Source organism: Pseudomonas sp. SST3 (assembly GCF_003325755.1).
In genome coordinates this window covers 52,612-67,460 of the sequence record NZ_QORI02000008.1, presented here as the reverse complement: position 1 = coordinate 67,460, position 14,849 = coordinate 52,612, and the positions used below count along the sequence as shown (strand labels likewise).

Here is a 14,849-nt window from a genome sequence, read left to right as displayed (position 1 = left end):
ATCATGCAATGGGCCTGTTCGACACGATTAAAGAAAAACTGGGCATGGGCGGCGTAAGCAACGAAGCACACAAACCTGCCGCGCCAGATTCGGGCTCCAATCAGCACGCCACCGATACGGTTGTGGATTCCGAGCGACCCACCACGGCCAACAACGCCACCACCGCGCCCCCCGCTGCCGGCGGATCGGCAACTGGCATGACCGGCACGGTAGGCACCGCGGGCGGCACCACCAATGCCGTTGACGTACCGGCCAAACTCGACGGCATGGCGGCGAACCATCCGGAGCAGTTGAACTGGCGCACCTCCATCGTCGATCTGCTCAAGCTGCTGGGCCTCGATAGCAGCCTGGAATCACGCAAGGAGCTCGCCACCGAACTGGGTTGCCCGCCTGACAAGATGGCCGACTCGGCGCAAATGAACGTCTGGCTGCACCGCACCGTCATGCACAAGCTCGCCGAGCACGGCGGCACGGTTCCGCCGGAGCTACGCGCCTGAGCGAATGGTTGGATTGGCGGTCGGCGCTAAGCGGTAAGCCTGATCGCCAGCAAGCTGGCTTCTACGAATAAGCGCAACACCATGCCCGTAGGAGCGAGCTTGCTCGCGAACTGAAGCTGAACGTCGGCCTCAACCGTCTAGCGATGGTCCGATCATTCCGGCCAACTGGGGATAAACGCCCGGACAGGCGACCAGATAAGGATTGCCACGTAGCAAGCCGTCATTGCGGAAGAAGTCGTTGACCTGGCCACCCGCCTCTTTCACCAGCACCAGCCCTGCCATGCAATCCCAGCTTTTAAGCTCGGTCTCGTAATAGCCGAGCAGCGTCCGGCCGCCACGTAAGCGGTCATCAGTGCACCGGAGCCGTTGCGAAAGAACATCCCGCCTTCAGCCAGCAGCTTCTCGAGGAAGGGGATGAAATGCTCTTTGCCGCGCGGGTGAAAGGTGCCAGTGGCAGTCACGCCTTGGCCCACGTGGGTAGCGCCGCTCACCTTCAAAGGCATGTCGTTGACGAACGCGCCTTGGCCCAGACAGCCATGAAACAGCTCGTTGTGGTTGGGGTCGGCAATGGCGCCCAGATGCGGCTCGCCGTCGATCAGCAGGCCGATCGACACGCACCAGTTATGCAGCCCATTGACGAAACAGGCCGTGCCGTCGATGGGATCGATCACCCAGACACAGCGGGCGCCGAGGTCGGCCGAGCCGCTTTCTTCGCCGAGGAAACCGTCCTCGGGAAAGCGTTCGGCCAGCCGGGCGCGAATGAAATCTTCGATCTGCTTGTCCGCGATGCTCACCACGTCCTGCAAATCGTCGCCCTTGTGCTCGACCGCGAGCGCCTCGCGCTTGCGGTAGTAGTCCATGCCCAGCTGTGCCGCCTCGAGAGAGAGGGCTTTGGCACAGGCATAACGGGCAGCGATATCGAGATCGCTGGCGGCCGGTTGGTCGGAAGTCATGATGGTCCTTTTACAACGGAATGAAACGGATCTGGTACGGGCTGGCGCACGCGCGGGAACGGCGAATTCTAGTGAATTGCCACCAGCGGGCAAACACCAGGTGCGGCAGCGGACCGCCACTGCCGCACCTGACAGCTAGCGCTTCACACTGGGCTGGGTGGCGTTGTGCTTGTCGCTGCCTTCGGTCTCGCCGCTACTGTAGGTTGCCCCCGCCAAATCGTCCCCCGGTGCGGCACGCCCCTCCAAGGGCGGCAGCGCCTTGGCTTTTTCGATGTCCACGCCGACACCCTCAGCCAGGCGCTGTCCGTAATCCGGATCGCAATGCCAGAAATGCCAAATCATCCTCAGGCAGATTTCCTCAGGGCATTCCTTGAGGTCTGCGGTGATGTTGGCAATCAGGTCGTCACGCTCCCAATCCTCGAAACTGCGGTAACGCTCGCCGGTCTGGCGATAGTCCGCGGCCGTTTTAGTGGTCTGATAGCGCCCCAGGTGCCCTTCGACCCATTGGTGATAGTCAGGCTTGGGTTTGGGCGCTTCCTTGAGCCCACCCATCGAACTGGGCTCGTAGTTGACGTGTGGGTTTTCGCCGCCGGTGTCGACGAAGTGCGCCATGGCACCGTCGCGCTGATTGGTCGCAGCGGGCGTTCTTGGTGCGTTGATAGGCAGTTGCAGGTAATTGGCGCCGACGCGGTAACGCTGGGTGTCGGAATACGAGAGCGTCCGGCCCTGCAGCATCTTGTCATCGGAGAAGTCGATGCCGTCCACCAGTACGCCCGTGCCGAAGGCCGCCTGCTCGGTCTCGGCAAAGACGTTCGACGGGTTGCGGTCGAGCACCAACCGGCCTACCGGCAACAGCGGGAACTGATCTTCAGGCCAGCGTTTGGTGTCATCCAGCGGATCGAAGCCGAGCTCTTCGTGCGGATCATCGGACATGATCTGCACCGCCATCTCCCATTCCGGATACTCGCCGCGCTCGATGGCATCGTAAAGATCTCGGGTGGCATGCCCGACGTCCTTCATCTGAATGTCGGCGGCCTGCTGAGCGGTGAGGTTCTTCACGCCGAGCTTGGGCTCGAAGGAGAACTTGCAGAGCACCGCCTCACCCTTGTCGTTGACCAGCTTGTAGGTGTTCACGCTGGAACCCTGCATGTGACGGTAGTTGGCCGGAATGCCCCAGGGGCTCTTGACCCAGGTGACCATGTGCAACGCTTCGGGGTGGTGCTGGACGAAATCGTAGAAGCGCCAGGGCTCCTGGCGGTTGGAAACAGGATCAGGCTTGAACGCGTGGATCATGTCCGGAAATTTGATCGCGTCGCGAATGAAGAACACCTTGAGGTTGTTGCCCACCAGGTCCCAGTTGCCATCTTCGGTATAGAACTTGATAGCAAAGCCCCGTGGATCACGGGCCGTCTCCGGTGACTCCTTGCCGCCGATCACGGTGGAGAAGCGCAAGAACACCGGGGTGCGGACGCCAGCTTTGGTCAGCACCTTGGCACGGGTGTATTTGCTCGCCGGCTCATCGCCGATGGTGCCGTAGGGCTCGAACCACCCGTGCGCCGCCGTACCGCGTGCATGCACCACGCGCTCGGGAATGCGCTCGCGATCGAAGTGGGTAATCTTCTCGATGAACTGGTAGTTCTCCAGCGTCGCCGGACCGCGCTCGCCGACGCTGCGCAGGCTCTGGTTATCGCTGACGGGGTGGCCCTGTCGGGTCGTGAGAGTGTTTCGTTCCTCAGTCATGGCGGCTCCGGAAAAGTCGAGGCGGAGATTTTTAGGCGCCGCCACTCAGCGGGGGTTCTGCAAAAGATCGGTTATCGGTCCGATAGGTTTCTCACATCACCGGCAGGCGGCCCTCTTACCGGTCAGGGGGCCGCTTGTTCTTCATGAAGGCGGGCATTGAGTTCGTCGACAATCGGCACCCACTCGGCGTCCTCGATCCACTCGTCAGCCAGAAAGGCACGTTGCGCATCATTCCAGAATGGCGCTTCGGCAAGCTTGACGTGGTTGGGCATTGGGGCGTGGCTGGCGATGAATTCGTCGATACTGGCCGGGTCTGACGGCAGGCCCAGCTGCTCGAACAATGTGCTCATGTCTTTGTTGGAAAGCTCCATCAAGCGGCTCCTCGGGCTGATCAATCTGGCGTCCGCCGGGTGCGGGCGGGTACTTCCAGTAGAGGCTCCAAGGCCATCAACAGTTCAACGGAACGCTCAGGCCAGGGTAGCCGGAAGCTAAGAAGCGGGCCTCGCCAGAGGCGCGGCCCGCAACGAACTCAGGCCGCCTTGTCGAACAAATGTCTGCCTTGATCCAGATATTGATCCACCAGCCATTTGCCGTGGGCGATGGAAGCCCGCTGAGCCTGTTCGAGTTCCGCCATGAAGGCGTGCCCGACCGGAAGCGCCATACGCCGAGTGACCTGCCCTTGAGCGTTACTGATCCGGCAACCGCCGGCCCATGGAGTCGGTGTGCCGGGATGCTCCATTACTTCGGCGGTAATGACGTGATCGCGGTATTCGCATTGCATCATGGTCATGGTGTTACCTCTCTGCTAATGCCGCGGGCAGCTTTGAAGCGACGCCCACACGGCCAATTGAACCCCCTGTCGTCAGGGTCCGCACGGGCCTAGCACGCCAGCGATTGGCGTTCCCCGTCCAGTACCTCCAATGGGTATAGCACACCCGCCGGCGTCCGAAAGGCCCGGTGGTCGCTCAGCACAGCGTGATGAGGAACAGAGCGTTCGTGCGGGGATGGGATTTCGTTCGATAACAGCGCAGGCACCGCGGAGGTGCCTGCGCTGATTAACAACCGCGTTGCGGTGAGCCTGCCGAGCGTCCGTACGGCGAGGCTAGGAGGACGAACTGATCAGGAGGTACGCAGCTGCTCGTCAGCCAGGAAATCTGCCTCCAGCAGTGCATCCCGGTCTTCCACTTCCAGAATATCGCCTTCGATAGGCGTCGGCGCCGAGGCACGCTTGCTGCGCAGCTTGCCGAACTGATGCTTGAGGGCGTTGTTGAGCTTGTCGATGGCGCCATCTACGGCCAGCTCCACAGACGCCGCCTTGTGCGTCACGGAGACCGGTTGCTGGCCTTTGGGCCGAGCCTCGATCTGGCATCGTTTGTCTTGAGCGCCGGCCTTGACGCCGTTCTCGTCGTTCAGGTGCACCACGACACGGGTGACTTCGTCGTCGAAGCGATCCAGCTTGTCGGCAACATTTCCGCTAACCCAGTCTACGAGACGGGCGCTTCCTTCGATGTGGTTATCACTGTGTACTTGGATCTGCATATGCTCTTCCTTCTACGCGACCTAGGTAACCACCGTTCAGCCACAAACGGCCTGAGCTAGGAATGCCACTGTTGGCGAGATTAAGCAAGGCCAACGCAACGGCACGGCTTCAGGTGCAGACGATCAACCGGACAATTTCTTCTTCGGATAAATGTCGTAACGGCTGGATTTGCCCTCCAGGCTGTAGCCCGGCTTGAGGCCCTCAATGGCGGGTGCCTTGCGCGGCCGCTTCACCACCACGCGGTGACTGGCCAGCGCCAACGCCTGTTCGAGCAGGCTGCCTGCGTCCAGGTCGTCCCCGACGAAAGGTCGAAACAGGCGCATCTCCTTTTTGACCAGCGCACTCTTTTCACGGTGCGGAAACATCGGATCGAGATAAATGACCTGTGGTGGATCGCCCTGCCAGTGCTCCATCAGCTCGATGGCATTACCCTGCAGCAGGCACATGCGTTCGACAATAGGCCGCACATCGGCGTCTTCGCGACCCCGCCCCAGCCCGTCCTCCAACAGCGCGGCGATCAGCGGCTGACGCTCGAACAAGACCATCTCGCAGCCAAGCGTCGCCAGCACGAAGGCATCGCGACCAAGCCCGGCGGTGGCGTCCAGCACGCGGGGACGAATGCCAGGCTGGAGACCCACCGCCTTGGCAATCATCTGCCCACTGCCACCGCCGAACTGTCGACGATGCGCGGCACCGCCTTCCACGAAATCCACCCGTACCGGCCCTGGCGCCTGCGGACCGAGCAGTTGCAACTGCAGCCCGTTTTCACCCAGTTGCAGGGCGAACTCCGCCTCGTCCGCCTGCAGCGGCAAGCCCAATCGCGTCGCCCAGGTGCGCGCCACATCGGCGAACCGAGGAGCAAGGGCTTCGACACGGACCAGCGGAGATGAGGCAGTCATACGGAGCTCGCGAGCGGAAAACGCCGCATTCTGCCAGAGGCGAGGCCGGCATGCCTCAGCGGCACATGCCGAAACCGCCCATGTCGACATGGAAATGGTCATGATGGGCGGCGTTGTACTCGGGGCTCAGGGTGATCTTGAACGCATCGCAGGCCGCCGCCTTGACCTGGCGAAGAAAGCGCGCCTTGTCATCATCACCCTTCCAGTCGCGCGCGACGGTGATGCGCATGCCGTCCTGCAGACGAAACCCGGCCAGATCCAGCGCATTGGCCGAGGCATGCTGGCTGCGCCTGTTGCTGCGCGCGATGTTACGGCAGGCAAAGCTGCCAAAGTGATCGACGCGCGCCACCGGCTGACCGAATACTTCCTGCGCCGCAGGTTGCAGACCATGCCGCTCGAACAAGGCATAAGCGGCGGCCAACGGACAGGTCGCCAGAAACGCGCCGTTGAAGCGCACTGCCGAGCCGGTGACGCGCACGGCATTCTCGACCGGACAGCCGGGTTGCGGCGTGCTGTCTGGCACGGCCACATAGTCCAGATCCGAAGTCGTCAACGCCTGCTCGCACAGCGCGCGGTCGTCCTGCAAGCGCTGTAACTTGAAGGACGTGAGCAGGTTCGGCGCCTCGCGGATATCCAGCGGGGCCCAGGGGTTCCATTTCGGCGGGATGTCGACGTGACCGCGCCATACCGCGTAGACGAACCCGCCCAATGCGAGCAGTAGCAACAGGAAGAAACGGCCGAAAGTCATACCGCTTTCGGCAACGCTGGCGCTTCAAGGTTGCAGTGCGTCCGCTATCGGCCTGTCAGGTCAGCGATATCCAGCAGAGACAGCTGCGACTCGCTTTGCATGGCCGTTACCGGCAGCGGCGGCAAGCCTGGCAGGCGCTCACCGAGCTGCTCATGAAAACGCATGGCCAGATCGGGCGCCAGCCGATTGTCCGGCGTATGCAGGTAGACATGCGGGCGCTTGCCCGATTCGATCCAGGCCGCCACCTTGTCCAGCCAGGGCGCAAGAAAACGATCGTTCGCCTCCAGCTCGGGATGCCCGACGAAACGCAGCTGTGGAGCGTCGCTGAACGCCGCTGGCCGCACCGGCAGCCGCGGCTTCTTGCTCTGGGCATGCAGTACCGCCGGATTGCGCGACTGGCAGCTGAACAGCGCACGGGTATCCATGCAGATGCGCTCCACGCCTCGCTCGCGCAGCAATCGATTCAGCGCCCGCTCCTCCTCGCCCTTGGCGAAAAACGCGGTATGGCGCACTTCAACCGCCAGCGGCCGGTCCAGCGTATCGATCAGCTGCACCAGCTCAGCGAGGCGAGCCGGACCAAAGGTAGCGGGCAGCTGCAGCCAGAACGGACTGACCCGTCGCCCCAGCGGCGCCAGCAACGAACGAAACGACAGCACCAGGTCCAGGACGTCACGAAGATCCGATGCCTGACTGATCTCGCGCGGCAGCTTGGCGCAGAAGCGGAATCCGTCCGGCATCAACGCCGCCCAGCGCTCGATCTTCTGCTCCGACGGCCAGGCATAAAGCGTGGTGTTACCCTCCACGGTATTGAAGACCGAGCAATAGCGCACCAGATACTCGGTCGCCGGTAATCCTGGCGAATAGAGCGACCCGCGCCACGCGGCGTCGTTCCAGGAGGGACAACCGAGGAAATAGGGAAGACTCAAGCGCGGTTCGCCACGCCTCAGGCGTAGAGATCCAGACCAAGCACCTCGTGTGCATCGAGATCGGCACTGAAGCTGGCGGTGGTGCCATAGCTTTGCAGCGCTTGCGCCGCACGGCTGTTCAATGGTCGCTCCATCATGGCTTCGAAGCGCGCCGGCATGAAATCACCGGACATCGCCGAGGCGTAATCGATGGATTCGCTACGGTTGCGGTGGGAGAGGTGTTCGTAGGTGGAGTCGACCTGGCTCGATGGGGTGGCGATCGACTCGCGCGCCTGCTCTGCCGCCCTTTCACTTTCCCGATAGGGTACCGGCGCACCGCCACGCGGGGCAGGACGTTCGATGGGATAGGCTGAGGGGGCGAGACCGTTGAGGCGCATCATTCACCTGTTCAAGTTGGCCGACTCTAGCGAGCCGCCCGGTAATTGGCAATGCCGCTTGTCACCGAGGGGCCTTCGGCGTGGCGACGTTGTCACGCAAGTAGATCGGCTGGGCCTGATCGGCCTCCACCGCCTCCCCGCGTTGCCAGCCATAAGTCGCCAGCCGCAACAGGTCTTCGGCATGCGGCAGCAGCGTGGCGTCCACCGCGGCTGGCTGTACCGCTAGACGCTCGCCGTAGCGCCAGCCCGTGCCGGCAGCAAACCAGTTCTCCGAGGCGTCGCGCGGCAGGCTGACCTGTTCCGGCGGCAGAACGGTTTCGATGCCAGCCAGCTGCATCTCGCCCTCACGTACACGATAGCAACCCCAATAGACCTCATCCATGCGCGCGTCGATAGCGACCGCCACCTGCTCCGCAGCGTGCTCGCGGTGTGCCCGCTGGGCGATGGTCGCCAAGGTCGAGACTGGCAGCACCGGACGTTCCAGCGCAAATGCCAGGCCCTGTACCACACCAACGGCGATACGCACGCCGGTGAACGCACCGGGTCCACGACCGAACGCCAGCGCATCGACCGCCGACAGGGCAATGCCCGCCTCGGCCAAGAGCGTTTGGATCATCGGCAGCAGCCGTTGCGCATGCAGCCGCGGGATCACCTCGTAGTGGCTCAGCACGCGGCCGTCGTGCAGCAACGCGACCGAGCAGCCTTCAGTGGCGGTGTCCAGGGCCAGCAGCGTGGTCATCGGCGATTCCGGTCAGTGGAAAAAGGGGCGGCGATTGTAGCAGCTGCGCGCGTGCACGATCAGCTATGGACTGCCCTTCCGCCGACGGCCGAAACCCGAAAACGAAAACGAAAACGAAAACGGAAAACGAAAACGCCCGCAAGCGGGCCGTTTCCGTGTATCGGGGTAGATCAGCTGAGCGTAGCCATCACCTTCGCTGTGATGTCTTCTACCGAACCGACGCCTTCGACGCGGCTGCACTTGGGCGTGCCCTCAGTCGCTTCGAGGTTCTGGTAGAAGGCTACCAGCGGCTTGGTCTGCGAGTGGTAGACGGCCAGACGATGGCGAACGGTTTCTTCCAGGTCATCCTTGCGCTGAATCAGTTCCTCGCCGGTGAGATCGTCGACCCCGGCAACCTTCGGCGGGTTGTGTTCGGTGTGGTAGACGCGACCGGAAGCCGGATGCACACGGCGGCCGGACAGACGACCGACGATTTCCTCGTCGTCTACAGCGATTTCCAGCACGTGGTCCAGCTTTACGCCGGCATCACGCAGCGCTTCGGCTTGGGGAATGGTGCGAGGGAAGCCATCGAAAAGGAAACCATTGGAGCAATCGGCCTGCTGGAGCCGCTCCTGGATCAGCGCGATGATGATTTCATCGGAAACCAGACCACCGCTATCCATGACGTCCTTGACCTGCAGGCCCAGCGGCGAGCCGGCCTTGACCGCTGCACGCAACATGTCGCCAGTGGAAATTTGCGGAATGGCGAACTTCTCGGTAATGAAGCGAGCCTGTGTGCCTTTCCCGGCACCGGGCGCTCCCAGCAGAATTACGCGCATGGATGAGTCCTCAAGTTTGCAAAGGGATGCCGCCAGGATTGTCTGCAACCCCACCTCTGGCGAATCAAAAATTCTGGTTTGCCGCCATGCGACAAAAGGTTGAACACGATACACAGCGCACAGAATGCAGACAAGCGGCTCCCTTGGCCTGCGTTTGACCGGCCTGCAGCCGCACGCCGAGACAGGAAAATGCCGCCAGACAGCCGTAATGACGTCTACCTGGCGCAACGTGACGGCTTTCGCTCGGCCTCAACCGGTATTGCGCAGCCCCGCCGCGATACCCGCAACACTGACCAGCAGCGCCTGTTCCAGAGGGCTTTCGGCGGGATCCGGCTGCTGCCGTGAACGGGCCAGCAACTCAGTCTGCATCAGGTGCAGAGGGTCGAGATAGGTATTGCGCAGGCTGAATGCCTCGAGCGTTTCAGGACTGTGCGCGAGGAGCTCCGGTTGACCGGTCAGCCCGAGCACCGCCGCCACTGCCTGCGACAATCGGTCACGCAAATCGCGACCCAGCGGCTGCAGTTGTGCGGTGACCAGGCGCTCGTCGTAGCGACTGGCAATCTCGGCATCGGCCTTGGCCAGCACCATTTCGAGCATATCGATGCGGGTGCTGAAGAATGGCCAGCGCTGGCGCATCTGCTGTAGGCGATCGCCCTCGCCGCGGTCCAGCGCAGTCTGTAGCGCCCGCTCCCAGCCCAGCCAGGCGGGCAGCATCAGCCGTGTCTGGGTCCAGGCGAATATCCAGGGGATCGCCCGCAGACTTTCGACGCCACCTCGCGGCGCTTCGACGGCCGACTGCCCAACGGCAGGCGTCCGAGCTCCTGCTCGGGCGTGGCCTGGCGAAAGTATTCGACGAACTGCGGATGTTCGCGCACCACACTGCGGTATGCCTTGACGCCTTCAGCGGCCAGCTGTTCCATGGTCTCGCGCCAGTCCGGCTCAGGCATTGGCGGCGGCAGCAGGGTCGCTTCCAGTACCGCGGCCAGATACAGGCTGAGGTTCTGCTCGGCGATATCGGGCAGCCCAAACTTGAAGCGAATCATTTCGCCCTGTTCAGTGGTACGGAAGCGCCCCGTCACCGAGCCGGGTGGTTGCGAAAGGATCGCCGCATGGGCCGGACCGCCGCCCCGACCGACTGTGCCGCCACGACCATGGAACAAAAGCAGTTCGACCTGGTGCGCGCGGCAGATCTCGACGAGGCTTTCCTGCGCGCGGTACTGCGCCCAGGCGGCTGCCGTAGTGCCGGCATCCTTGGCCGAATCCGAATAGCCGATCATAACTTCCTGCGGGCCATGCAGGCGCTGGCGATAGCCGGGCAACCCCAGCAACTGATCGATGCTGGGGCCGGCGTTGTTCAGGTCGTCAAGGGTCTCGAACAGCGGCACGACGCGCATCGGTCGTTGCAGACCGGCCTCCTTCAGCAGCAGCTGAACTGCCAGCACGTCCGAGGCGCCCCGAGCCATGGAGATGACATACGAGCCAAGCGATGCACCCGGTGCCTGCGCCACCACGCGGCAGGTCGCCAGCACTTCGGCGGTTTCGGCCGATGGTTGAAAGTGCGGGGGCAAAAGCGGGCGGCGGTTGTTCAGCTCGCGCTGGAGAAATTCCAGGCGTTGCTGCTCGTCCCACTGATCATAGTGACCAACCCCTAGGTAATCGGTGATCTCCGCCAAGGCCGCGACATGCCGAGCCGAATCCTGACGAATATCGAGGCGTACGAGAAACAGACCGAACGCCGCAACCCGGCGCAACGTGTCGAGCAAGATGCCGTCGGCGATGACGCCCATGCCGCAAGCATGCAGCGAGTGGTAGCAGAGTTCCAGCGGTTCGCGTAGCTCACGGTTGTCCTGCAGCACCGCCAGTGGCGCCGGGTGGTCGTGCTCGACCGCGGCGCTGGCCCAGTCGCGCGTGGCCTGCAGGCGCTCACGGAGGCCCTTGAGCAACGCCCGGTAAGGTTCGGCTGACTCACCGCTGTGGCGCAGCAGTTCTTCGCTGGCGGTTTGCATCGACAGCGCGGTAATCAGCCCTTCGATGTCACGCAGAAACAAATCAGCCGCTACCCAGCGTGCCAGTAGCAACACTTCGCGGGTCACCTTCGCCGTCACGTTGGGATTACCGTCGCGATCGCCGCCCATCCAGGATGCAAAGCGGATTGGCGCCGCGTCCAGCGGCAAGTGCAGGGCGGTGCTGCGCTTGAGTGCCTGATCGGTCTGGCGCAGCACATTCGGCAGCGCCTGCCATAGCGAGTTCTCGATGACAGCGAACCCCCACTTCGCCTCTTCCACCGGCGTCGGCCGGCTGCGACGGATTTCCTCGGTGTGCCAAGCCTCGGCGATCAGGCGTTGCAAGCGCAGTTCGATCCCGGCCAGCTCCGCCGCACCGAGATCGGTGTGATCGCGTGCCGCCAGCTGAGCGGCGATAGCGTCGTATTTCTGGATCAGGGTACGCCGCGACACTTCGGTCGGGTGCGCCGTCAGCACCAGTTCGATCTCCAGACGACCTACTTGCCGGGCCAGGAATTCCTGGCCAAAGCCCTCCCCCTTTAGCCGCTCGAGCAGCCCACTCAGCACGCCGGATTCGAACGGAGCCGGCTCGCCGGGCCGGCGGCGACGCACCTGGTGATACTGCTCGGCGATGTTGGCCAGATTGAGGAATTGGTTGAAAGCACGGGTCATCGGCAGCAGCTCGTCATCAGCCAACCCATCAAGGGTCTCCTGCAACAGCCTGGCCCCGTCGGCCGACCCACGGCGCGCGCTCTTTGCGCCCTTGCGAATGCGTTCGATCTTGTCGAAGAAGGCATCGCCGTGCTGTTCACGGATGGTGTTGCCCAGCAGTTCGCCAAGCAGGTGAACGTTCTCGCGCAGTCGCGCGTCGATCTTCGCCATGTTCGTGTCTCCCCAGGCCGCGCTATTTAAGGCGCACAACCGATATGCAACCGATGCTGAACGGCTACGCTTCAAGAGCCCTCCAAACAGAGTGCCCAGCGTGTTCGTCGAAGACAAGGCATGGCAAGAAAAGTCTGTCCGACGGCCGCTCGCCTTACACGCCACTATTGCTCGCCACGGCGGGCTAAGGATGGAGCTACATGAAAATCTCAGAACTGGTCCGCGAATGGGAAGCTAGCGCTACCGGCCGGATGAGCACCCGGCAGTACAACATTCCATTGGACGTCGAAAGCGCCGCCCGGCTGGCTGCTCTGGCGGAGATGTATCCCAAGCGCAGCACAGAGGAGCTGCTGGGAGAACTGGTCGGCGCCGCGCTCGAGGCCATCGAAACCAGCTTGCCGTATCAGCGGGGCACCAAGGTGATTGCCAACGACGAGCAAGGCGATCCGGTCTACGAAGACGTCGGACCGACGCCGCGTTTTCTTGCCCTTTCGCGCAAGCATCTCGAGCGCCTGCTTGCCGAGCAATCGGAACAGTCCTGATCTGACAACCATCGATCCGAGGTGCCCCGCAGCGGCCACCTCGCCCTCCTCAGCGGCTCTAAAAAGCCGTGTCCAGGCGTTTCGTTTGCTTTCCCACTGGAACGATTGCGGCCCGATGCCCTCACAAAAATATGCCCGTCCGGATTGCCGGTCCTGCCCGTCAGGGCAGACACAAGCCTTGCGGGTACCGTTTTCCCGATCCTCCATTGGAGACTGGCCATGAAAATGAACACCATCGAAAGCCCCCTGTCGCGTTTTCAGTTACCCAAGCTGGCAGCCGTCGCGCTGGGCGGTCTGCTGCTGGTTGGTTGTGCCGGCAATCCTCCGAATGAACAGTTCGCCGTAACCGAATCAGCGGTGCGTAGCGCTGTCAGTGCTGGCGGCACCGAATACGCCGCGGTGGAAATGCGCACCGCGCAGGAGAAATGGAAGCAGGCCGAACTGGCCATGCAGAAGGAAAATTACGATGAGGCCCGCAAGCTGGCCGAACAGGCCGAGTGGGACGCACGCGTTGCCGAGCGCAAAGCCCAGGCAGCCAAGGCGCAGAAGGCCGTAGAGGACGCCAACCGGGGGATCCAGGAACTGCGCGAAGAAAGCATGCGCGGCATTCAGTGATCGCACCGTTCAACTCTCAATGCCTTCCCTTCCATACAGGATGATTCGTTATGAATAAATTACTGACTCTCCCTACCGCGCTGGCCATGACCATCGGGCTGGCAGCTTGTTCGTCGCAGCCCAACGACAACCTGGAGCAAGCACGCGGGCAATATTCGCAACTGCAGGCCGACGCCCGTTCCAGCCGCCTGGCCGCGCTGGAAACCGAAGACGCCGGCAAGATGCTGGAAAAAGCCAACCAGGCATATCTGAACGACGCGGACGAGGAAAAGGTGGATCAGTTGGCCTATCTGGCCAAGCGCCGAATAGAGCTGGCTGAGCAGACCATCGCCCTGCGTACCGCCGAGCAGGAAATCGAGAAGGCTTCAGCCAAACGCGCCGAAGCCCGACTTGAATCCCGCGAGCAGCAGCTCAAGCGCCAGCAGGACGAGATCCGCCAGTTGCAACAGGATCTGCAAGCCAAGCAGACCGAACGCGGCACGCTGGTGACCTTCGGTGATGTGTTGTTCGACCTCAACAAGGCGGAACTCAAGCCAAGCGGCATGCGCGGCGTGCACAAACTTGCCGAGTTCCTCAACGAGAATCCCGAGCGTAAGGTCGTGGTTGAAGGTTATACCGACAGCACCGGCTCGGACAGCTATAACCAGCAGCTCTCCGAACGCCGCGCCGAGTCCGTCAGACGCGCGTTGACCCACGCCGGCGTCGATCCACAGCGCATCCAGACGGTTGGCTACGGGGAAGAGTATCCAGTAGCGAGCAACGATTCGACCTCCGGTCGGGCGATGAACCGTCGCGTTGAGGTGACGATTTCCAACGACAATCAGCGCGTCGCGCCACGGTCCTCCATGGAGTGAAACGATGCCTAGCCGGGAAACCGGCGATAGCATCGATAACTGCCGAAAAACCGCGCATGGCGGGCTATGAAATGGTCACCCTCCACACCGTCTCGTGGGGTGGGGGGGATGACTAAAGAGAGGCAGTCAGGCGTGCCAAAGCGATAGGCGAGTCCTCAGTCAGGGCTTGCTTGTCGCCCCCTCAGCGGTCGGTACCTTCTGTCCCATGCAACGAATCGCACGCTTGCGGCTGTCGACCAGCACACCGGTCAGTCCTTTCTGCTCAGTGTCGAAAAGCACCAGTACGCCATCAATGCATTCGGCTACCTGCGGCGCGGGTTTGAGCGAGACGCGATAGTCTTCTCCGGGAACGGTCTTGAGCATCGTGTAATCGGCCAACAAAAGCGCGTCCTGCGGCTTGGCAACATGCAGGTAGCCATAATAGGACAGCACCGCAACGGTACCGATGACGCTGCCGATGGCTGTGAAGATCAGCGGAATGGGATTACGTTCGGACATGGACGGGCTCGCCTGATCAAAGAGCCGGCATTGTCGCAAAATTGACCCGCCGCGGGCCAAGGCTGTACCGAAAATCGCACACATCACGCTAGCTGGCGAGGTTACAGCAGCGCACAAGGCCACCCTAATGCCAGCAAGCTTTGCGTCTGCTGATTGACTGCCATCGCCGTCGCGAATAACGCTTCACGCCCATGCGTTTAGCACTGAAGGTTGATCCA

The 14,849-nt window shown here is 62.4% G+C and carries 15 protein-coding genes and 2 pseudogenes; 4 read left to right on the top strand and 13 right to left on the bottom strand.

Annotated elements, in window-relative coordinates; translation table 11 throughout:
* The first annotated feature begins 8 nt into the window (after positions 1-8).
* Positions 9-497: a DUF3597 domain-containing protein gene (locus DQ405_RS10100; protein ID WP_168424103.1), complete on the top strand. Its 489-nt coding sequence runs from the start codon at positions 9-11 to the stop codon at positions 495-497.
* 129 nt (positions 498-626) lie between these two features.
* Here DQ405_RS10100 and DQ405_RS10095 read toward each other — a convergent pair.
* The 12 genes and pseudogenes from DQ405_RS10095 to ppc form a co-directional block, all read right to left on the bottom strand.
* Positions 627-1,450: pseudogene (locus DQ405_RS10095) on the bottom strand (inositol monophosphatase family protein).
* 135 nt (positions 1,451-1,585) lie between these two features.
* A complete protein-coding gene (locus DQ405_RS10090) occupies positions 1,586-3,190 on the bottom strand; it encodes a catalase (RefSeq protein WP_168424102.1) in 1,605 nt (534 codons plus the stop codon).
* A gap of 122 nt (positions 3,191-3,312) precedes the next feature.
* Positions 3,313-3,561, bottom strand: a complete 249-nt coding sequence (locus DQ405_RS10085) for a DUF2789 domain-containing protein (RefSeq protein WP_168424101.1) — start codon at positions 3,559-3,561, stop codon at positions 3,313-3,315.
* A gap of 158 nt (positions 3,562-3,719) precedes the next feature.
* On the bottom strand, positions 3,720-3,980 hold the full coding sequence (locus tag DQ405_RS10080) for a hypothetical protein (protein ID WP_168424100.1): 261 nt from the start codon (positions 3,978-3,980) through the stop codon (positions 3,720-3,722).
* A gap of 329 nt (positions 3,981-4,309) precedes the next feature.
* Positions 4,310-4,729, bottom strand: coding sequence for an HPF/RaiA family ribosome-associated protein (locus tag DQ405_RS10075; protein ID WP_168424099.1), 420 nt, complete (start codon positions 4,727-4,729; stop codon positions 4,310-4,312).
* A 123-nt stretch (positions 4,730-4,852) separates the two neighbouring features.
* Positions 4,853-5,629: a class I SAM-dependent methyltransferase gene (locus tag DQ405_RS10070; RefSeq protein ID WP_168424098.1), complete on the bottom strand. Its 777-nt coding sequence runs from the start codon at positions 5,627-5,629 to the stop codon at positions 4,853-4,855.
* A gap of 55 nt (positions 5,630-5,684) precedes the next feature.
* The gene (locus DQ405_RS10065; RefSeq protein WP_168424097.1) at positions 5,685-6,377 is read right to left on the bottom strand and encodes an extensin-like domain-containing protein; all 693 of its coding nucleotides are present in this window, start codon (positions 6,375-6,377) and stop codon (positions 5,685-5,687) included.
* A 44-nt stretch (positions 6,378-6,421) separates the two neighbouring features.
* A complete protein-coding gene (locus DQ405_RS10060) occupies positions 6,422-7,303 on the bottom strand; it encodes a DUF72 domain-containing protein (protein WP_168424096.1) in 882 nt (293 codons plus the stop codon).
* 17 nt (positions 7,304-7,320) lie between these two features.
* The gene (locus tag DQ405_RS10055) at positions 7,321-7,683 is read right to left on the bottom strand and encodes a hypothetical protein (RefSeq protein ID WP_241729911.1); all 363 of its coding nucleotides are present in this window, start codon (positions 7,681-7,683) and stop codon (positions 7,321-7,323) included.
* Positions 7,684-7,741: 58 nt separating this feature from the next.
* Entirely contained in the window at positions 7,742-8,419 is a 678-nt protein-coding gene (tsaB, locus tag DQ405_RS10050) for a tRNA (adenosine(37)-N6)-threonylcarbamoyltransferase complex dimerization subunit type 1 TsaB (protein ID WP_168424095.1), read from the bottom strand.
* A 170-nt stretch (positions 8,420-8,589) separates the two neighbouring features.
* Positions 8,590-9,237 (bottom strand): adenylate kinase, encoded by a 648-nt coding sequence (gene adk / locus DQ405_RS10045; RefSeq protein WP_168424094.1) that lies wholly within the window; start codon positions 9,235-9,237, stop codon positions 8,590-8,592.
* 249 nt (positions 9,238-9,486) lie between these two features.
* A pseudogene (gene ppc, locus DQ405_RS10040) lies at positions 9,487-12,122 on the bottom strand (phosphoenolpyruvate carboxylase).
* A gap of 200 nt (positions 12,123-12,322) precedes the next feature.
* Between ppc and DQ405_RS10035 the strand changes: the two are divergent.
* The 3 genes from DQ405_RS10035 to DQ405_RS10025 all read left to right on the top strand — a co-directional run bounded on the left by DQ405_RS10035 (position 12,323) and on the right by DQ405_RS10025 (position 14,133).
* Positions 12,323-12,664 (top strand): pilin assembly protein, encoded by a 342-nt coding sequence (locus DQ405_RS10035; RefSeq protein WP_168424093.1) that lies wholly within the window; start codon positions 12,323-12,325, stop codon positions 12,662-12,664.
* A gap of 219 nt (positions 12,665-12,883) precedes the next feature.
* Positions 12,884-13,279, top strand: coding sequence for a DUF4398 domain-containing protein (locus DQ405_RS10030; protein ID WP_168424092.1), 396 nt, complete (start codon positions 12,884-12,886; stop codon positions 13,277-13,279).
* 50 nt (positions 13,280-13,329) lie between these two features.
* Entirely contained in the window at positions 13,330-14,133 is an 804-nt protein-coding gene (locus tag DQ405_RS10025) for an OmpA family protein (protein WP_168424091.1), read from the top strand.
* A 159-nt stretch (positions 14,134-14,292) separates the two neighbouring features.
* Here DQ405_RS10025 and DQ405_RS10020 read toward each other — a convergent pair whose 3' ends face one another.
* A complete protein-coding gene (locus DQ405_RS10020; RefSeq protein ID WP_168424090.1) occupies positions 14,293-14,631 on the bottom strand; it encodes a hypothetical protein in 339 nt (112 codons plus the stop codon).
* Positions 14,632-14,849: the final 218 nt, after the last annotated feature.